Below are 20,412 nucleotides of genomic sequence, written 5' to 3'. Positions count from 1 at the left end.
TGTGGTTCTTGGGGGTGACAAGCGTGGCCAAACGCAAGAGGAAAAACAAGAATTTGAAAAACAGCTTGTTATTCGAACTGTATGGCATCGTTATTTTAATTTTTGCGGTTATCACGCTCGCCCAGCAGGGGCATGTCGGTAACTCGCTCATGTACCTTTTTCGTTTTTTTGTGGGAACGTGGTACTCCATCATTCCTCTGATTTTCATATATGTCGCTTTATATGCAATGATCAAGAGAGCATGGCCGCCGCTGCGTACAACCAAAAAAGCGGGAATTTTGCTGTTTATTTTGGCTTTGTTGATTAAAAATCATATCGATTTGTTTTTGCAGCTGTATCCCGACGGAGGCTTCACGTCCGGCAAAGTAATTTCATCGACCTGGAATGCGATGATGGAAGGCTTGAAGCCTACGGAAGCGGGACAGGAAGCCCTCAAGCATGGCGTCGGGGGCGGTATGATCGGCGCGTTCCTGTACAGTATTTTGTATTTTTTGTTTGACAATTTGGGAGCACGGCTCATTCAATATGCGCTTTTTGCGATCGGATTCATTCTTGCGACCGGCATTTCTTATGTGGATGTAGGCAATGTGGTTCGCGGACGCTTTAAAAACGTCGGCGATAACATCAAGGACAGAATGCATGAATGGCTGCAGGATCGAAGCGCCGCCAAGCCGCAAAGCACCCCGTCCGGTGGAGGAGCGGCCAAGGCGAAGAAAGCGGCGTACGTCCCGGTTGACGACGAGTTCGACGAAGAAGTGTTCCAGCCCGTCAAGCGAGCGAAAAAAACGCCGGTGTTCATGGAACTGCTGCGTCCGATCAAAGAGGCGAGAAAAAACAAAGCGGCTCCCGTATCTGCCCGTGAGGAGGAAGAAGAGGAGGATTCCACTTCTTCCAAAACTGCGGCGCCGAAAACGGTTTATCACGCCGAAGACGATGATAAAGAAGCTTCCCTTCACGATCAGCAGCAGGACGAATCTGTCATTCCGATTATCCGCGATTTCCAAGAGCAGGTGTACCAGGAAACGCAGCAGCAAGTGGTCGAGCCGCCTGCCGTGCAGCAGGCTCCCGCTAAACCTGCCGCCAAGACTGCGCCGAAGGAGACGGATGCCGATCAAGAGCCGGTTACGCTTGAGTTTCAGACAGAGAAACCTGCCGTGAGCAGCAAGCCGTATGTGATGCCGGCGCTTGACCTGCTGGCCAAACCTGCCGTCGGCAAAGGCAGCGAGATGTCCGATTACAAAGCGAACGCGAGAAAATTGGAAGCGACTTTGGAGAGCTTCGGCGTCCGCGCCAAAGTGCTGGAGGTTGTGAGGGGGCCGGCCGTTACCCGTTACGAGATCCAGCCGGATGTCGGGGTAAAAGTAAGCCGTATCGTCAGTCTGACAGACGATATTGCGCTGGCGCTTGCCGCCAAGGATATCCGGATGGAAGCGCCGATTCCGGGGAAATCGGCCATCGGCATCGAGGTGCCGAACATGGAAGTATCGATTGTTACGATGCGGGAAGTCATGGAGACCGGAGCTTTTCAAGAGTCGAGCTCACGCCTGTCCGTCGTGTTGGGGCGGGACATTTCCGGTCAGCCGATCGTCGGCAATCTGGCCAGAATGCCTCACTTGCTCGTCGCCGGTGCGACCGGGTCCGGGAAGTCGGTATGTATCAACGGCATCATTACGAGTGTGCTGTACAAAGCAAAGCCGAACGAAGTCAAATTTTTGATGATCGACCCCAAGATGGTCGAGCTGAACGTATACAACGGCATTCCGCATTTGCTGGCGCCGGTCGTCACCGATCCGCGCCGCGCATCTCTGGCGCTCAAAAAAATCGTCGTTGAGATGGAAAAGCGGTATGAGCTTTTTTCCAAAAGCGGAACACGCAATATCGAAGGTTATAACGCGATGCTGACCGAGACGGGCACGGAAGCTCCGCTCCCTTATTATGTCGTCATCGTGGACGAGCTTGCCGATTTGATGATGGTGGCGGCAAACGATGTGGAAGATTCCATTACCCGCCTTGCGCAGATGGCTCGTGCAGCGGGCATCCATCTCATTATCGCCACACAGCGCCCATCGGTCGATGTCATCACGGGTGTCATCAAAGCGAACATCCCATCCAGGATCGCTTTCGGCGTATCGTCCCAAGTCGACTCGCGGACGATTCTGGACATGGTCGGGGCCGAGAAGCTGTTGGGCCGCGGCGACATGCTGTATTTGCCGGTAGGCTCGTCCAAGCCGGTGCGCGTGCAGGGGGCCTTTTTATCCGATCAGGAGGTCGAGCATGTGGTCAACTTCGTGCGTACGCAGGAACAGGCCAATTACCAGGAGGAAATGGTGCCGCAGATTGAAGATCAACCGGAACAGCAGGCCGAGTTCGAGGATGAACTTTACGATCAGGCGGTGCAAATCGTGCTGGAAGCGAAGCAGGCCTCCGTTTCGCTGCTGCAGCGCCGCATGAGAATCGGCTATACGCGCGCGGCGCGGCTGATCGACTCGATGGAAGCAAAGGGCGTTGTCGGGCCGTACGAGGGCAGCAAGCCGCGGGAAGTATTGATGTCGATCGAGCAGTACCACCATAACCGGATCAGTTCCTAGCTGTACGGATGAACACTCCTTTAACCGGGAGTGTTTTTTTGTGCATAATCGCAGACTCTCTTTCTCATAATAAGCAAGAAAAGGCTGCTATATGAAAAGAGAGGTTGAGTAGGGGAATGAACAAAAGGCTAATCGTTCTGACATTCTGCATCGTTTTCGTGTTGTTTACCGCATTGCAATTAAAGAACCAGTCCAGCCCGCCTTCCGAGGAGACGTTCAGCAAAAACGAAATCAGATATGGAGCTACCGGAACGGATGTTTATGAACTGCAAGGAAGGCTGAAGTTCATCGGCTTTTACGGTGGCAATATCGACGGGGACTTCGGATACAGAACGTTAACCGCCGTCAAAAGATTTCAAGGCGAATTCGGCATGCAGGTTGACGGCATTGTCGGTCCCAAAACAAAGCTTAAGCTGTGGGAAGCTACCAAGGACTGGAAGTCTTCAGCGCCTCCGGCAGGCACAGCAAACAGTGGCGGAGGCGGCGGAAACGCAGGAGCGGGCAATGCACCGGCCAATTTGACGCCGTCCAATAATTTGGGGTTCTCGCAGCAGGACATCAACTTGATGGCCAATGCCGTTAACGGCGAAGCCAGGGGCGAGCCTTACATCGGTCAAGTGGCGGTGGCCGCAGTCATTTTGAATCGGGTCAAATCCGCGAGCTTCCCGAACTCGGTATCGGGTGTCATATTCCAGCCGGGCGCTTTTACAGCCGTTGCCGACGGACAAATTTGGCTGACGCCCAACGAGTCCTCGAAAAAAGCGGTGAAAGACGCCATTAACGGATGGGACCCTTCTGGGGGCTGCCTTTACTACTTTAACCCGGATACGGCGACGTCCGCTTGGATTTGGAGCAGACCGCAGGTAAAACGGATCGGCAAGCACATTTTTTGCAAATGAGATAAACCTCTAGGAAGTGTTTCGAAGTTGAGCGGGTGTAGTCAAATAGGTGTGACTGAGGAGAAGGAGCCGGCTGCGGTTGCTTCTCCTGTTTGTATCGGAATATAATGGATGCATATCTTGGAAACTGGAAGGGAGAGGGACCTTTGAAGCGTGTACAATTTGAGCGGAGCACCTGGAACCACATTCGTCTTCATGTGCTGCCGACAGATCAATTCAAAACGTTTGCCATTTCGGTATACATAGGCCGCCCGCTATCGGAAGATACGGTGACGGATACGGCTTTGACTCCTTTTGTGCTGAGAAGGGGGACGGAGCTTCACCCGGAAACGAAGCAATTTCGCGAGTATTTGGACGAATTGTACGGAGCCGGCTTCGGCTTCGACATCTACAAGCGAGGCGACTACCAGATCGTGCAGCTTCGCATGGACATCATCAACGACAGGTTCGTTTCCTCGAATGAATCTTTACTGAAGAAAGGGCTTGAATTTGTCGGCGGGACGCTGACGAAGCCGGCGCTTGAGAACGGGCGTTTCCGCGGCAAATATGTCGATTCCGAAAAACAGACGCTGCAAAAGCGGATCGAAGCGGTTATCAACGATAAAATCCGCTACGCGGCAGAGCGTTGTATCGAGGAAATGTGCCAAGGCGAGCCTTACCGCCTTCATGCGCTTGGCAAAATTGATGATTTGCACGGTATTACTGCGGAATCTTTATACGAACAATATAAGCAGTGGCTGCAAAATGCGCCAATGGACATTTACGTAGTCGGACATACGACTTTGGAAGAAGTGGAGTCTATCGTCAAGCAGGCGTTCAAGGTGGAAAGAAGCCAGGATGCCGGGTATGTGACGAACGCTTCCACGGCTTCATCCCGCGAAGTGCGAACCGTTGTGGAGCGACTAGATGTGAACCAAGGCAAGCTGAACATGGGGCTGCGCGCCAACATTTCGTACAAAGATGAGCAGTACCCCGTAGCTCTGATGTACAACGGAGTGCTGGGCGGCTATCCGCATTCGAAGCTGTTTATCAACGTCCGCGAGAAAGCGAGTCTGGCGTATTACGCATCGTCCCGGTTTGACGGGCATAAAGGAATTATTACCCTCCAATCCGGGATTGAAATCCAGAATTATGAAAAGGCCGTAGACATCATTCGGAAGCAGCTTCATGGGATGGAACAAGGGGACATCAGCGAGACGGAGATGAGCCAGACGCGGGCGATGATCTCCAATCAATTGCGCGAATTGCAGGATTCGGCGTTCGAGCTGATTTCATTCGATTTCAATGCGATTCTTTCGGGCAAACAGCGCACGGTTCCCTCGCTTATTGAAGCGGTGGAAGGGGTTGACGTTGCGGCGATCGCCCAGGCAGCGAAACAGGTGCAGCTTGACACGATATACTTTTTGCGGGATCAGAAGGGAGAGTAAGCGATGGAAGCCATTCCTTACCCACAGTTGAATGAAACGTTGTATCACGAACAGCTTCCGAACGGCTTGAGTGTGTTCATACTGCCGAAAGAAGGGTTCCAGAAAACGTATGCAACGTTTACGACGAAGTACGGATCGATCGACAACCATTTTCAGGTGGAAGGTAAAGACGAAGTCACAGTTCCCGACGGAATCGCTCATTTTTTGGAGCATAAAATGTTCGAGGAGCCCGAAGGGGACGTTTTTGCCAGCTTTGCGACCCAGGGCGCTTCCGCCAATGCGTTTACAAGCTTTGACCGCACAGCCTATTTGTTTTCATCGACCGATCAAATCGTGAAAAATTTAACGACGTTAATTAATTTCGTGCAAAACCCTTATTTCACGGATGAAAATGTGGAAAAGGAAAAAGGAATCATCGGCCAGGAGATCAACATGTACAGGGATCATCCAGACTGGAGAAGCTACTACGGGCTCATCGAAGCGATGTATGCGAAGCATCCGATTCATATCGATATTGCAGGCACCGTGGAATCCATTGCGCAAATAACGAAGGAAACGCTGTACGAATGTTATAACACGTTCTACCATCCGAGCAATATGAGCCTGTTTATCGTCGGAGGCGTAGATCCGCAGGGAATCATTAACGTGGTTAAGGAAAATCAAGCCGGGAAAACGTTCCCTCCCCAAGGCGAGATCCGGCGCTTTTTTGAGGAAGAACCTTTGCAGGTGAACGAACGGCAAAAAGTTACCTGGCTGCCTGTTTCGCTACCGAAATGTTTGTTCGGCCTCAAAGAGCCGGCGCCGGGAGTGAACGGCAAAGAGCTGTTGGTCAAAGAATTGACGACCAAGCTGATGCTCGATATTTTGTTCAGCTCAAGCTCGGACATTTACCAGTCCTTATACGACGAACAGCTGATTTCGGATAATTTCGGCCATGAGTACAACATCGGCGAAGATTACGCGTTTTCGATTTTGGGCGGCGATACGAAAGATCCGGAACTGCTCGTTGCCCGCGTTCGGGAGGAAGTCGACAAGCGCAAAGAAGCGGGATTGGACAGCGCGGCGTTCGAGCGGAGCCGGAAAAAGAAGATCGGAAGCTTCCTCCGCACGATGAACTCCTCGGAAGCGATCGCCAACGAATTTACGAAATACCGTTTCAAAGGAATTGACCTGTTCGACATTCTTCCGGCTTACGAAAGCATTGCGCTGGAAGATGTTAACCGCAGGTTCCGCGAACATTTTGACTGGAACAGGCTGGCCATTTCGATTGTGCGCCGCCGCGAGTCGTGAACATGGCAAAACCGTTCACCGAACAAACGGTTTTGATTACCGGAGCGAGCAGAGGCATCGGCGCGGCGATCGCCGAACGCTTCGCATCGGTAGGGATGAATGTCGTCATCCATTACAAAGAGTCGCATGAAGCGGCGAACGAAGTCGCAAGAACGTGCATGAAACACGGGGCTAAAGTGCTGACAATATCAGCCGATATTCGCTCCAAAGATCAAATCTCGAAAATGAAAGAAAAGCTGGATCGGCGGGAGATGGTTCCCGATATTGTCGTAAACAATGCCGGAATCGCTCATTACGGGCTGCTTTCCGATATTAGCGAAGCAGACTGGGATATGATCATGGACACTAACTTGAAGGGCGCGTTCCTGTGCACGCAGTCGTTCATGCAGTCGATGATCCGGCAAAAATACGGCCGGATCATTAACGTTTCGTCCATTTGGGGGATATCGGGAGCTTCGTGCGAGGTCGTGTATTCTACGGCCAAAGGCGGGATGAACGCTTTTACGAAGGCGCTGGCCAAGGAGCTGGCTCCTTCCGGCATTACGGTGAACGCGGTTGCTCCCGGGGCCGTAGACACGGTCATGATGTCCGGCTTTCAAGCCGAAGAGAAGGCGGCGCTGGAAAGCGAAATTCCCGCCGGAAGGTTCGCGCTTCCGGGCGAGATCGCTTCTCTGGTGTACTTTTTGGCACTCCCCGAGTCCGGGTACATTACAGGACAGATCATTAGTCCCAACGGCGGCTGGCTGACGTAACGCACTTATTCATCATCTTTTTACCATTCGGACGCGCCCGGAGCCTCGCGTATATTTCCTTGAGGAGAAAGGCATATTACTTCTTGTAATGACCTATTCTCATCGATAAAAGGAGGCTCTCAAAACATGGCTACTGTACTTAAAGTATTTGATAAGTGGAAAGAATTTTTGGCTGAACGCGTAAACCAGGCCGAGCATGCGGGGATGAGCGAAGAGACCATCAGCAAGCTTGCTTTTCAAATCGGCGAGTTTCTGTCCAACAAAATTGATCCGGAAAATACGCAAGAACGCGTGTTGAAAGAGCTGTGGGATGCGGGGAACGAAGAGGAAAAACGCACGCTTGCCCGCCTCATGGTAAAACTAGTGGACAAAGGCTAACAACCGATTTACAATTCAATAGGATGCACCGTGTGAAAGCCTCCCGCTTCGGAGGCTTTTGCATGCTTTATTGATAAGAAAGGACCGTTAGCGTATGTTACTTCGAAGGTATGCTTTATGTATGATTATGCTGTGTGTATGGCTGACCGGCTGCGGAAACCGGGGAATGCCCGTCATTAAGCAGGAGCTTTTGGACAAGAAGCTGTCCGTGCTTATGCTTACGGGCACAAGCTTATCGGATGCCGCCAAGCAATCGATCGGCGCCGCGCTTTTGCAATGGAGAGAAACGAATGGCATCGCTTTTGAGTGGGTCAAAGATTTGCCGGCATTGGATGATCAAGTCGTTAATAAATTGAAATCAAGGACTTATGATTACATATATGTAGCCGGAAACGATTTGATCGCAACGGCGCCTGCTGTTATGGATCCAAGCAAATTGTCCGGCAAATGGACGCTGCTCCAAGACAATCTGTTCGTCGGTGGCGCTTCGGGCGTCAGTTCCGACAAAGCTGCGCTATTGACCGTCGATCCGAATCAAGTGGATTCACTCAAAAATAAATGGGTTAACGATCTGCTCTTGCAGCGTTCGTCGATCGAATGGGTAACGCGCGCCGACAGTCCGATTCCTTCGGAATGGGCGCCTTCGGAAGAAGCGGACCATATCGTGCTGCTTGACAACAATGAGCAATGGTATCAGCAGTTATCCTATCAAGTCAGGCATCACGGCTCCAATTGGGTCGTTTTTTACACACCGGTGGATCAAACTTTTGTGCAAAAAGCTAAATCGATCGGATCGCAAGTTCAAGTGATGGATTTAACGAATGCTTGGTCAATCGAGCTGAATTGGGATGTGATCATGGCTGACCGTTTGGCGGCGATGACCCAACGAACTTGGAAAAATGGAACCATTGTATATAATCAACAAGAGCTTAAAGAACTAAAGATGAAATGAAAAATTATATTCATTCAGGTATTTAGAAGGATTTTATCGAATATTGTAGAAATATATTTTAACGGAGTAACGATTTGTTACTGACTTTGTGATGAGGTGGAACGATTGGACGTCAAAGAGTGGTATATGGAGTATAAGATTCATAAGAACCGTCCCGGTTTGCTGGGCGATATTGCATCCTTGATGGGGATGCTGGATATTAATATCGTTACCATTAACGGTGTTGAAGACAGAACCCGCGGCATGTTGCTGCAAACGAACGATGAAGAGAAAATCGATTTGATGGGTAAAATGTTGAAAAAAGTAGATAATATTACTATTACGGCGCTGCGGCCGCCGAAGCTCGTTGATATTTTGGCGGTTCGGCACGGCCGCTATATCGAGAGAGATTCCGACGACCGCAAGACTTTTCGCTTTACACGCGACGAATTAGGGCTGCTGGTCGACTTTCTCGGCGAAATTTTCAAAAGAGAAGGCAACCAGGTGGTCGGTCTTCGCGGCATGCCCCGGGTCGGCAAAACCGAATCGATCATCGCCGGAAGCGTATGCTCCAACAAGCGCTGGACTTTCGTGTCTTCCACGCTGCTTAGGCAGACGGTCCGCAGCCAGCTTTCCGAAGATGAAATGACGCCGAACAACGTCTTTATTATTGACGGAATCGTATCCACGATCCGTTCCAATGAAAAGCACTACAGTCTGCTGCAGGAAATTATGGCGATGCCCTCGACGAAAGTCATTGAACACCCGGATATATTTATCAAAGAATCCGAATATACTTATAATCACTTTGACTATATTATCGAGCTTCGCAACAGTCCTGACGAAGAGATTAACTATGATTCCTTTACCTACAATATAGAACCTTTTTAGCGGAATGAACGTCAAACATACATACAACAGTTACGGGGAGGTGAACTTGTGTCCGATCTAGGATTTATTTTGCGCAAAGCGCGCATGGACAGAAAAATATCTTTGGATGATTTACAGGAAGTTACCAAAATACGCAAGCGCTATTTGGAAGCGATTGAAGAGGGCAATTACAAAGTACTGCCCGGCAGCTTCTATGTTCGCGCTTTTATTAAGAGCTACGCGGAAGCGGTCGGACTTGACCCGAACGAAGTGCTGAAGATGTACCAGACTACAAATCCCTCCCCTGAATCCGAACCGCCTGTTGTCGATACGATACGGAAAAGACGTTCCAATGTTCGCCAAACGGAGAAGATCAGCCGCTGGGCGTCCAGCGTTATGTTTGTCAGCTTTATCATTTTGATTTCCGGGATTGTCTATTATTACACCTATAAGAATCATAAAACAACGCCTACGGAAAACAATCCGGCTCAGACACAATCGCCGAGAATTACGGATTCTTCCGATCCGACAGCCGGAACGAAGTCCGGAGGCACAGGCGCCAATGCCGCGGCGAACACTCCCGTACAGACGATTGCCACGCCTACGCCCACGCCTGTTCAGACTCCGCCGGCAGTCGCCCAAGTCAAATTCAGCAGCAACGAGAAGGGCGTAGACAACTATACGATCACGAACAGCCCCAAGCTGAACATCCAATTGAAAATCACCGGCGCGCAGTGCTGGATTCGCGTCGATGCGCTCACCGACGGCAGCAAAAGAGACATGCTTAGACAAAAAACCTACAACAATAACGACACCGATTCCTTTGAAATCGACAGTTCCGCCTATTTGAATATCGGAGCCGCGAGCGCCGTCGAGCTGACCGTGAATGGAACCGTTATCCCTGTAGGCGATACGCCGAATCCGAAGAGAGTGCAGCTCAACCTGCAAAAAAGCTAGCTTTTTGCCGCTTCCTGCGCTTTCCCGGGTAATGAATCCAACGCGAGCATCCTTTGCCCAATCGGCTGAAGGATGTTTCTTTTTATACCGCTTCTTGCTATAATGCTTATGTAATTTCATGGAAAGGATGTTGCAGGTATGAGTTCGGAAAGTTCATTCGATATCGTGTCCAAGGTGGACATGCAGGAGCTTAACAACGCAATTCAGCAAGCGGAGAAAGAAATCGGAACCCGCTTTGACTTTAAAAACAGCAAGAGCAGCATTAAGCTGGAGAAAGACCAGCTTGTCGTCGTTTCGGACGACGAATTCAAGCTTCAGAACGTGCTGGATATTTTACATGCTAAAATGACGAAGCGCGGTATTTCGATCAAAAACCTCGATTACAGCAAAGTCGAGCCTGCGGCGTCTTCAACTGTAAGGCAGCGCATCAGCCTGAAGCAGGGGGTCGATCAGGAGAACGCCAAAAAAATCAACATTTTGATCCGCGACTCCAAGCTGAAGGTAAAAAGCCAAATTCAGGGCGACCAAATCCGGGTCACGGGAAAAAGCAAAGACGATTTGCAGGCCGTCATAGCGCTGCTGCGCAAGGCGGAGATTCCGCTCGATCTGCAATTCGTGAATCTCAAATAGACGTGCGCGTGCTCGGCGCAGCCTCGGAACGCCCCCCTTGCAAGGGGGTTTTGTTTTTTTGACACCCTATGGGGCATGTATTATACTTGTAAAGAATGGTTAGGACTATCTGGAGGTTGTTTCTTTCATGACGGAAAAGGTTAAAGTAGTGACACTCGGCTGCGAGAAAAATTTGGTCGACTCCGAGATTATGGCTGGATTAATTCACGGCCGCGGTTTTCAACTCGTTGATAACAAGGAAGAAGCCACGGTGATTATCGTCAATACATGCGGTTTTATCGATGCGGCGAAGGAAGAATCGGTCAATACGATTCTCGATATGGCCGAGTTGAAACAGACCGCCAAGTTGAAGGCTTTGATTGTTTCGGGATGCTTGACGCAGCGGTACAAAAAAGAACTGATGGAAGAAATGCCGGAGATTGACGGCATCGTCGGCACAGGCGATTTCGATAAAATCAATCACATTGTAGACGAAGCGCTCCGCGGTAAGAAGCCCATTATGGTCGGCAATCCCGTTTTCAACTATGATGCCGATTTGCCAAGACAAGTGACGACCCCCCGATACACCGCTTATGTGAAAATTGCGGAAGGCTGCGATAACGCCTGTACGTTTTGCAGCATCCCGATCATGCGCGGCAAGTTCCGCAGCCGAAGCATCGAATCGATCCTCGCCGAAGTAGCCCAACTGGCTTCCCAGGGAGTTAAAGAAATCAGCCTCATCGCCCAGGATTCGACCAACTACGGTACGGATTTGTACGATGGTTTTATGCTGCCTGCGCTGCTGGACAAAGTGAGCGAAGTACCCGGCATCGAATGGGTGCGCCTGCACTACGCGTATCCCGGATTTTTTACGGATGAACTGATTGAAACGATTGCAAGCAATCCCAAAGTGTGCAAATATATCGATATGCCTCTGCAGCACAGCGAGGACTCGATTTTGAAACGGATGCGCAGACCGGGCCGCCAAAAGGATACCCGCGAGCTGGTGCGCAAAATCCGCGCGCGCATCCCGGACGTGGCGCTGCGGACTTCTCTAATCGTCGGATTCCCGGGGGAAACGGATGAGGATTTTGAGAACCTGAAGCAGTTTGTCCGCGAGATGGAATTCGACCGGCTCGGCGTGTTCGCGTATTCCAAGGAAGAAGATACGCCTGCATCCCGGTTGCCGGATCAAGTGCCTGATGATGTGAAAGAATATCGTGCGAATACGCTGATGGAAATTCAGCGCGAAATATCGAATCTCCGCGGCGGACGCCGGATCGGTCAAGAGCTTGAAGTGCTGATCGAGCGTTACGACGGCAGAAGCGATGTCTATGTAGGCCGTTCGCAATTTGACGCTCCTGAAATTGATGGCGAGGTTTTCGTTGCCAATGCTAAACTGAACATCGGAGAAATGACCAAGGTTCGTATTACGCATTCCTTTGAGTTTGATTTGTCCGGGGAGGTTATTGCATGAACCTGGCCAATCGCATCACTGTGGCGAGGATATTACTAGTTCCGATCATCATGTTTTTTTTGCTGATCAAGGTGAAGTTTCCGCATATTCGGATTGAGGAATTCAGCATTACCTACAATCAGATTATTGCCGCTCTGATCTTCATTATTGCGGCAAGCACGGACAGCCTGGACGGTTATATAGCCCGAAAGCGCAAGCTGGTCACCAATCTGGGCAAGCTGCTCGATCCGCTCGCGGATAAGCTTCTGGTCACAGCGGTGCTCGTCTCTTTGGTCGAAATGGGCAAGGTGGACGCCTGGATCGTCATCGTGATCATCAGCCGCGAATGGGCAGTTACTGGCCTTCGCCAGATTGCGCTTTTGGAAGGAACGGTGATGGCGGCCAGCAAATGGGGGAAAGCCAAGACGGCTGCGCAAATCACGGCCATTATTGCTTTGCTTATCAACAATTTTCCATTCACGTTTTTGGATTTCCCCTTTGATGTGATTGCCAGTTGGGTTGCAGCGATCATTACGCTGTACTCCGGCATTGAATATTTTGTCAAGAACAAACATGTCATAGACTTTTCGGAAAAGACGCAATAGGGGAACCTATTGTTTTTTCCATTTGGGAGGATGGCTTATGAAAGCTGAAATCGTAGCTGTTGGAACCGAGCTTTTGCTGGGGCAAATCGTCAATACGAACGCCCAATTTTTGTCTACCGAATGCGCCGGCTTGGGGATCGATATTTATTATCAAACGGTCGTCGGCGATAACGAACAGAGATTGCTGGATACGCTCAAGCTGGCGTCTTCGCGGGCTGATGTCGTTATCTGTACGGGCGGACTGGGCCCGACCCAGGACGACCTGACCAAGGATGTTCTGGCCGCATACATAGGACGTAAGCTTATTCTTCATGAACCTTCCATGAATAAAATATCGGAGATGTTCGCTTCCAGGGGAATACCGATGGTTGAGAGCAACCGCAGACAAGCGCTCATGCCGGAGGGCAGCGATCCGCTGCAGAACGATGCCGGGCTCGCAGTCGGTGTCGCGCTGACGCACGAAGGCACGCATTTCATCCTGCTGCCCGGCCCTCCGAAAGAAATGAAGCCGATGTTCTCGAACTACGCCGCAGCCTGGCTTAGGAACGTCATGACGGACGAAGTGCCTTTGTATTCCAAAATGCTCCGCTTTGCCGGGATCGGGGAGTCGAACCTGGAACACCAACTGCTTGATTTGATCGCCAATCAGACGGACCCGACGATCGCCCCTTATGCCAAAGAAGGGGAAGTGACGATCCGCCTGACGACCCGGGCGCAGGAAGCGGCGGAAGGCGAGCGCAAGCTTCAGGCTGTCGAACGGGAGATCAGGCATCGGTTGGGGCAGTTCATTTACGCCGAGGAGGATGTGCCGCTTGAGGCGGTCGTTCTGCGGATGCTGGGCGAGAAAAAAATGACGCTTGCCGTAGCGGAGAGCTGCACAGGAGGCTTGCTGAGCGACCTGATTACGGCTGTGCCGGGCAGCTCGCAATCGTTCATGGGCGGCATCATCTGCTACTCCAATGAGCTCAAGCACAAGCTGCTGGGCGTGCCGGTGGAGGTGCTGGAGGGCGACGGCGCTCCCGGCGCTGTAAGCGAAGAAACGGCTTCTTTGTTAGCCCGTAATCTGCTCGATGCGGCAGGCAGCGATTGGGGAGTGGCGGTTACCGGAGTTGCCGGGCCCTCCCCTTCCGAAGGCAAGCCCGTTGGGCTCGTCTACGTAGGCGTGGCCCGCAAGGGAGGCGAAACCCAGGTCGTTCCGCTCAAGCTTTCCGGCAATCGGGAAATGATCAAGCTGAGGGCGGCGAAGAGCGCGTTTTACCACTTATGGAAACTGTTGAAAGAGAGCTAGGTTTCGCGTATAATGTAAGAATACGTTAACGGAAGAACCGTAGCAAAGCGATAACTTTGTTGCGGTTTTTTGTTTGCTCGCAGAAAAAACGAATGTATGTTCGAAAAAATGCTTGGCAAACACTCCAAAACAAGTTATCATATACCTATAATGATAAAAGGAAGTGAGTGTTTTGACAGATCGTCGCGCCGCACTTGAAAATGCATTGCGTCAAATCGAAAAACAATTCGGAAAAGGCTCCATCATGAAGCTCGGAGAATCCACACATATGCAGGTCGAGACGATCTCGAGCGGATCGCTTGCTCTTGATATCGCACTCGGAATCGGCGGATTTCCGCGCGGAAGAATTATCGAAGTGTACGGACCCGAATCTTCCGGTAAAACGACGGTTGCTCTGCACGCTATCGCCGAAGTGCAAAAGGTCGGCGGACAAGCAGCGTTCATCGACGCCGAGCACGCTTTGGACCCACTGTATGCAAGCAAATTAGGCATCAACATAGATGAACTGCTGCTCTCCCAGCCGGATACGGGCGAACAGGCTTTGGAAATCGCCGAAGCGCTGGTGCGCAGCGGCGCCGTAGACATCATCGTCATTGACTCCGTAGCCGCTCTCGTGCCTAAAGCCGAGATCGAAGGCGAGATGGGCGACTCTCACGTAGGGCTTCAAGCCCGTTTGATGTCCCAGGCGCTTCGCAAGCTGTCTGGCGCCATTAACAAGTCGAAGGTGATCGCGATCTTCATTAACCAACTTCGCGAGAAGGTGGGGGTTATGTTCGGGAACCCGGAAACGACTCCGGGCGGGCGCGCACTCAAGTTCTACTCTTCCGTTCGTCTGGATGTTCGCCGCATTGAGACGATCAAACAAGGCAACGACATGGTCGGCAACCGGACCAAGGTCAAAGTGGTTAAGAACAAAGTGGCTCCGCCGTTCAAACAAGCGGAGATTGATATTATGTACGGTGAAGGCATTTCCCGCGAGGGCAGCATTATCGATATCGGAACGGAAATGGATATCGTTAACAAAAGCGGAGCTTGGTACTCTTTTGAGGGTGAAAGACTTGGCCAGGGACGCGAGAATGCGAAGCAGTTCCTCAAGGAGAACAAAGCCATTGCCGACAGCATTGAGTTGAAAATCCGGGATAACAGCAACTTGATTAAAGTGACCGGGCCCAACGAAGATGATGAAGAGGAAGAAGCCGAATTGGCATTCGAATAATGAAGCGTTTAACGGCAGCACCTTTAACCTCGCGTTAAGGTGCTTTCGTTTTTAGTCAGGGGGTTAAAAGTTGAACGGCGGGGAACAGCAGCTATTTATAATTACAATGGTGGAGAAGCAGAAGCGGAGCAGGCATCGATACAATATTTTTATTAACGATGAATATGCGTTCTCAGTTCATGAGGACATCATGATCAAGCATCGCCTTCTCAAAGGAGAGCCGATTCATCCCGAGCAAACGGCCTCGATTCTTGAGGACGAGGAGCGGAACCAGGCCTATATGAAAGCGCTGCGCATGATAGGCAGACGTCCGCATTCCACCAGTGAAGTGAAGCGCAAGCTGAAAGAGCAGGGCATTGAACAGGCCGTGATTGAATGGACGTGCGAGCTTCTAAAGCAGCAAAATTATATAAATGATGAAGAGTTCGCCAAAATGTGGACGGAACATCGGATCTATTCACAGAAAAAGGGACGCAATCTCGTTCGTCAGGAGCTCCAGCAAAAAGGAGTCAGCAAAGAATTGGTCAAGGACGCTATGGAGGCTATCGATCCGGATGAGGAACTCCAGGGGGCTCTGAAGCTCGGGCAAAATAAATGGAAGCAAACATCAGGCACGCTATTGGACCGCAAAAGGAAGACGGGAGCTTACTTGCTGCGCAGAGGCTTTACGAATTCGATCGTCAGCAGGACGCTGGCCGTGCTCTCACAAAATCATCATGAGGAGGAGACGGAGGAAGAAGAATATGAAGTATGGGAGGAAGATATTTAGCTGCATGAATGATCGCATGGTTAATGTAGTTAAAAAGATATCTCGGTTTCCTTATATCAAACAGGATTATGTAAGCTTTAATGGACAATCGCTTGACAAGCTTCTTTGACAAAAGATACAATAACTATTGTATATTTTCATAAGGATTCAAAATCATAAGAAATTGTTTGGTTTTGATGCAGCAGCTGTAGAAATCGCCAATTTATACGCTGTTGGTTATGAATGATGAGCACTAATGTGCCGCATACACACAGTGCGCATTACTTTTGAGCCATGCTTTTCAGGGAGTATGGGGTGTACGTACTTTGCCTAACAATTAAAAATCGGATTAAAAAACCGAAGGAATCCCAAGCTAACACCTTGGAGAAACCAACGAGGAGGTGAACAAGATGGAGCCTTTCATCTGGATCGCGATCGTTCTCTTTGTTGGAGCTGCATGCTTAGGGATTGGTTATTTTATCCGCAAATCTCTTGCAGAAGCGAAAATTTCCAGCGCCGAACAAGCGGCAGAACAAATTCGGGAAGCTGCTAAGAAGGAAGCGGAAGCGCTGAAAAAAGAAACGGTTCTGGAAGCGAAGGACGAAGTGCATAAGTTGCGGTCCGAAGCTGAAAAAGACATTCGTGAACGTCGAAACGAAATACAACGACAAGAGAGACGATTGTTGCAAAAAGAGGAATCGCTGGATAAAAAATTAGAATCTCTCGAGCGTAAAGAAGAGCAAGTAGCCAACAAGGAGAAGCGAATCGAGGATACGCAAGGACAAATCGATCAGCTTTATAGAAGCCAGGTCGCCGAACTGGAGCGAATTTCCGGTCTCACTATGGAAGAAGCGAAGACCATCATTCTCACCAACGTAGAGCAGGAAGTCCGCCATGAAACGGCGCAATTGATTAAAGAAATCGAACAGCAAGCCAAAGAAGACGGCGATAAGAAAGCTAGAGAAATCATTACGCTCGCCATTCAAAGGTGCGCTGCCGATCATGTGGCGGAGACGACGGTTTCCGTTGTTACTTTGCCGAATGAAGAAATGAAAGGCCGCATCATCGGACGTGAAGGCCGTAATATTCGCGCTCTCGAAACATTGACGGGTATTGACCTCATCATAGACGATACGCCGGAAGCGGTCATTTTATCGGGTTTTGATCCAATTCGCCGCGAGATTGCCCGCACATCTTTGGAAAAATTAGTTGCAGACGGACGTATTCATCCGGCACGCATCGAAGAGATGGTGGAGAAGTCGCGCAAAGAAGTGGACGAGCGCATTCGTGAATACGGAGAGCAGGCAACGTTTGAAGTAGGTGTCCACGGACTGCATCCGGACTTGATCAAAATTTTGGGTCGACTGAAATTCAGAACAAGTTACGGCCAAAACGTGCTGAAACATTCAATGGAAGTAGCTTATCTGGCCGGTCTGATGGCTGGAGAGCTCGGGGAAGACGTAACTTTGGCGAAACGTGCCGGGCTGCTTCATGACATCGGTAAAGCGCTTGATCATGAGGTCGAAGGATCTCATGTTGAGATCGGCGTGGAAATCGGGAAGAAATACAAAGAACATCCAGTTGTTATCAATAGTATCGCATCCCACCATGGCGATGTGGAAGCTACTTCCGTCATTGCCATGCTGGTCGGAGCGGCGGATGCGTTGTCTGCGGCAAGACCGGGGGCGCGCAGAGAGACGCTGGAGACGTACATCAAGAGGTTGGAGAAGCTCGAAGAAATTTCCGAGTCGTTTGAAGGCGTTGAGAAATCATACGCGATTCAAGCAGGCCGTGAAGTGCGCGTAATGGTTCAACCGGAAAAAGTGGATGATACCGAAGCGTTCCGCTTAGCCCGCGATATTACGAAGAAAATCGAGGGTGAACTCGATTATCCGGGTCATATCAAGGTTACGGTTATTCGTGAAACGAGAGCTGTGGAGTACGCAAAATAATATTGGGTTAACATACCTCTATCGGGATCGCTCATCTTTGAACGACTCCCTAGAGGTTTTTCTTATTTTATTGAGCACAAGAGGAGAACGGATATGAAAATTGTATTCATAGGAGATATCGTTGGATCTGTTGGAAGAAAAGCGATCAAGGCGGTTATGCCGAGACTGAAAAGCGCACATCCGAACGCAGTGTTTATAGCGAATGGAGAGAACGCGGCCGCAGGCAAAGGGATTACGGCGGCTATCGCCAAAGATATGTATGAGCTGGGCATTCAGGCGCTTACGATGGGCAACCACACCTGGGATCAGAAGGAAGTGTTCGATTTCATCGACCGGGATGAAAAAATGGTCAGACCGGCTAATTTTCCGCCCGGAACGCCCGGTCGGGGGCATACGGTGATCAAGGTGAAGGATCAGGAACTGCTTATTATCAACCTTCAAGGAAGAACGTTTCTGCCGCCCATCGATTGTCCGTTTCGCAAAGTCGATGAAATTATTGAAAAGAGCAAAAAGAAACATAAATTTATTTTTGTCGATTTTCACGCGGAAGCTACTTCGGAGAAAATTGCGATGGGCTGGCACCTGGATGGCCGGGTATCCGCTGTAGTCGGGACCCACACGCATGTGCAAACGAACGATAACCGTGTCCTTCCGCAAGGGACCGCTTATGTGACGGACGTCGGCATGGTTGGCCCGCGGGACGGTATATTAGGTATGGAACGTAACGCTGTTCTGCAAAAGTTTAAAACGCAGCTTCCCGTTCGGTTTGTGACGGATGAAGGAAAGTGGCATTTCCATGCCGTCGTTATCGAACTCAACGATCAAACCGGACTTGCTAACGGTATTCAGCTTATCCGCTATGACGAAGATCAAATTTTCTTAGATTGACGAAAAATTCTAAATCTTTCGAAAGTTCCGTCTACAGCAGGAGGAATTTTTAGAGAACCTCTAGAATATGATGGTTACTGGAATCTATCCATCATTCCCGAGGAGGTACTTTTCATGGAAGTATTAAAAGTTTCAGCAAAATCCAATCCAAACTCCGTAGCAGGTGCATTGGCTGGCGTGTTACGCGAGCGTGGAGCGGCGGAGCTTCAGGCTATTGGCGCAGGCGCGCTCAACCAGGCCATTAAAGCTGTAGCTATCGCAAGAGGATTTGTTGCGCCTAGTGGGGTTGACTTAATCTGTGTTCCAGCATTCACTGATATCGTGATCGACGGGGAAGATCGGACAGCCATCAAATTGATTGTAGAGCCTCGGTAAAATCGTTTCATTACATACAAACCAACGCCTGTTTACATCGTAGACAGGTTTTTTTATGTTTACAAACGAAGGAGGATGAGAACGGTGAGAATTATCGACGGCCATTGCGACGCAATTACGAAGCTGTTTTTGAACCCGAAGCTCGATTTTTTCAAAGAAGAGAGGGAACTGGACGTCAGTTATCCGCGGCTCTTGAAAGCCGGAGTCAAGATCCAGTGCTTTGCCATGTATATGACGGATAAAATCAAGCACCCTACATTTGATCATGTTTTGCAGATGGTCGACCTGTTTCACAAAAAAATTGCCGACAACCCGCAAATGAAATTTATTAACAACGTTAATGATTTGCTGGAAGTGGAACAGGGCAACCGGATCGGGGCAATTTTAACGCTGGAAGGTTTGGATGCGCTGCATGGCAATATGACATACCTGCGTATTTTGTATCATTTGGGCGTAAGAAGTATCGGTTTTACATGGAATTATGCAAACTGGGCGGCAGATGGGGTGATGGAGCCGCGCAAAGGCGGATTTACGTGGAGAGGAAAAACGATGCTCAAAGAATTAGAAACAATGGACATAATAGCTGATGTATCCCACTTGTCGGTAAAAGGCTTTTGGGAATTGGCTGAACTGTACGGGAAGCCCTTCATAGCTTCTCATTCCAATGTTGTCAAGCTTTGTCCCCATCCAAGAAATTTATCAGACGATCAAATCACCGCCATCATTCAAAAGAAAGGACAAATCGGGGTTACGTTTGTACCCTATTTTGTGAATGAACGTTCGCCAGTGACGATTAGCCAGCTTTTGATGCACATCGACCATATTTGTTCCCTTGGCGGCGAACGGCACGTTGGCTTCGGCTCGGACTTCGACGGTATTGAACAATGGGTTTCCGGATTGGAGCACGCAGGCAAATATGAAAATATAATTGAAGCTTTATGCAAAACCTATAACGCGGCTCAAGTCGAGCGGTTTTTGTATGGGAATTGGCGGAATTTCCTGGTTTCGAACCTGCCTGGCTCGGCGAAATAAACGTTCTATTATTGATATGGATTTCATCTAAAAACTCTATGTTTTAGATTTGTTCAAACCACTTGCTTTTTCCTTTACAAAGGCATAAAATTTGGTTGACAACTGAAAGATTTTTTTTATAGCATTATTCAACTTTTAATGATGTATTACC

General features: G+C 49.8%; 19 protein-coding genes. All 19 read left to right on the top strand.

Features of this window, described 5'->3' with window-relative positions:
• The first annotated feature begins 23 nt into the window (after positions 1-23).
• On the top strand, positions 24-2,588 hold the full coding sequence (locus AC6RNO_RS03005) for a DNA translocase FtsK (protein ID WP_474683167.1): 2,565 nt from the start codon (positions 24-26) through the stop codon (positions 2,586-2,588).
• A 116-nt stretch (positions 2,589-2,704) separates the two neighbouring features.
• A complete protein-coding gene (gene sleB / locus AC6RNO_RS03000; RefSeq protein ID WP_474683166.1) occupies positions 2,705-3,487 on the top strand; it encodes a spore cortex-lytic enzyme in 783 nt (260 codons plus the stop codon).
• A gap of 146 nt (positions 3,488-3,633) precedes the next feature.
• Positions 3,634-4,914 carry an EF-P 5-aminopentanol modification-associated protein YfmF gene (yfmF, locus tag AC6RNO_RS02995; RefSeq protein ID WP_474683165.1) on the top strand — a complete coding sequence of 427 codons (1,281 nt, stop codon included), beginning with the start codon at positions 3,634-3,636 and terminating at the stop codon, positions 4,912-4,914.
• 3 nt (positions 4,915-4,917) lie between these two features.
• Positions 4,918-6,204, top strand: a complete 1,287-nt coding sequence (gene yfmH / locus AC6RNO_RS02990; RefSeq protein WP_497104501.1) for an EF-P 5-aminopentanol modification-associated protein YfmH — start codon at positions 4,918-4,920, stop codon at positions 6,202-6,204.
• 2 nt (positions 6,205-6,206) lie between these two features.
• Positions 6,207-6,956 carry an elongation factor P 5-aminopentanone reductase gene (gene ymfI, locus AC6RNO_RS02985; protein ID WP_474683163.1) on the top strand — a complete coding sequence of 250 codons (750 nt, stop codon included), beginning with the start codon at positions 6,207-6,209 and terminating at the stop codon, positions 6,954-6,956.
• A 126-nt stretch (positions 6,957-7,082) separates the two neighbouring features.
• Positions 7,083-7,334, top strand: a complete 252-nt coding sequence (locus AC6RNO_RS02980; protein ID WP_474683162.1) for a DUF3243 domain-containing protein — start codon at positions 7,083-7,085, stop codon at positions 7,332-7,334.
• Positions 7,335-7,455: 121 nt separating this feature from the next.
• The gene (locus AC6RNO_RS02975) at positions 7,456-8,286 is read left to right on the top strand and encodes a hypothetical protein (protein WP_497104499.1); all 831 of its coding nucleotides are present in this window, start codon (positions 7,456-7,458) and stop codon (positions 8,284-8,286) included.
• 126 nt (positions 8,287-8,412) lie between these two features.
• A complete protein-coding gene (locus AC6RNO_RS02970; protein WP_474683264.1) occupies positions 8,413-9,156 on the top strand; it encodes a DUF3388 domain-containing protein in 744 nt (247 codons plus the stop codon).
• A gap of 48 nt (positions 9,157-9,204) precedes the next feature.
• A complete protein-coding gene (locus AC6RNO_RS02965) occupies positions 9,205-10,092 on the top strand; it encodes a helix-turn-helix domain-containing protein (protein WP_474683160.1) in 888 nt (295 codons plus the stop codon).
• 138 nt (positions 10,093-10,230) lie between these two features.
• Positions 10,231-10,722 (top strand): YajQ family cyclic di-GMP-binding protein, encoded by a 492-nt coding sequence (locus AC6RNO_RS02960; protein ID WP_474683159.1) that lies wholly within the window; start codon positions 10,231-10,233, stop codon positions 10,720-10,722.
• Positions 10,723-10,849: 127 nt separating this feature from the next.
• Positions 10,850-12,178, top strand: a complete 1,329-nt coding sequence (gene rimO, locus AC6RNO_RS02955; protein WP_474683158.1) for a 30S ribosomal protein S12 methylthiotransferase RimO — start codon at positions 10,850-10,852, stop codon at positions 12,176-12,178.
• Entirely contained in the window at positions 12,175-12,762 is a 588-nt protein-coding gene (gene pgsA / locus AC6RNO_RS02950; RefSeq protein WP_474683157.1) for a CDP-diacylglycerol--glycerol-3-phosphate 3-phosphatidyltransferase, read from the top strand. The genes rimO and pgsA overlap by 4 nt, the downstream gene beginning before the upstream one ends.
• Before the next feature lie 37 nt (positions 12,763-12,799).
• Positions 12,800-14,050, top strand: a complete 1,251-nt coding sequence (locus AC6RNO_RS02945) for a competence/damage-inducible protein A (RefSeq protein ID WP_497104496.1) — start codon at positions 12,800-12,802, stop codon at positions 14,048-14,050.
• A gap of 172 nt (positions 14,051-14,222) precedes the next feature.
• Positions 14,223-15,266: a recombinase RecA gene (gene recA / locus AC6RNO_RS02940; protein ID WP_474683155.1), complete on the top strand. Its 1,044-nt coding sequence runs from the start codon at positions 14,223-14,225 to the stop codon at positions 15,264-15,266.
• A 70-nt stretch (positions 15,267-15,336) separates the two neighbouring features.
• Entirely contained in the window at positions 15,337-16,035 is a 699-nt protein-coding gene (locus tag AC6RNO_RS02935; RefSeq protein WP_474683154.1) for a regulatory protein RecX, read from the top strand.
• Between the two features lie 389 nt (positions 16,036-16,424).
• Entirely contained in the window at positions 16,425-17,966 is a 1,542-nt protein-coding gene (gene rny / locus AC6RNO_RS02930; RefSeq protein WP_474683153.1) for a ribonuclease Y, read from the top strand.
• A 93-nt stretch (positions 17,967-18,059) separates the two neighbouring features.
• Positions 18,060-18,854: a TIGR00282 family metallophosphoesterase gene (locus tag AC6RNO_RS02925; protein WP_497104493.1), complete on the top strand. Its 795-nt coding sequence runs from the start codon at positions 18,060-18,062 to the stop codon at positions 18,852-18,854.
• A gap of 114 nt (positions 18,855-18,968) precedes the next feature.
• Positions 18,969-19,229, top strand: coding sequence for a stage V sporulation protein S (locus tag AC6RNO_RS02920; protein ID WP_005550495.1), 261 nt, complete (start codon positions 18,969-18,971; stop codon positions 19,227-19,229).
• A gap of 75 nt (positions 19,230-19,304) precedes the next feature.
• Entirely contained in the window at positions 19,305-20,261 is a 957-nt protein-coding gene (locus AC6RNO_RS02915; protein ID WP_474683151.1) for a dipeptidase, read from the top strand.
• Positions 20,262-20,412 lie beyond the last annotated feature (151 nt).

This window comes from Paenibacillus sp. sgz302190 (assembly GCF_059820445.1).
This window is presented reverse-complemented; position numbering and strand designations above follow the sequence as displayed.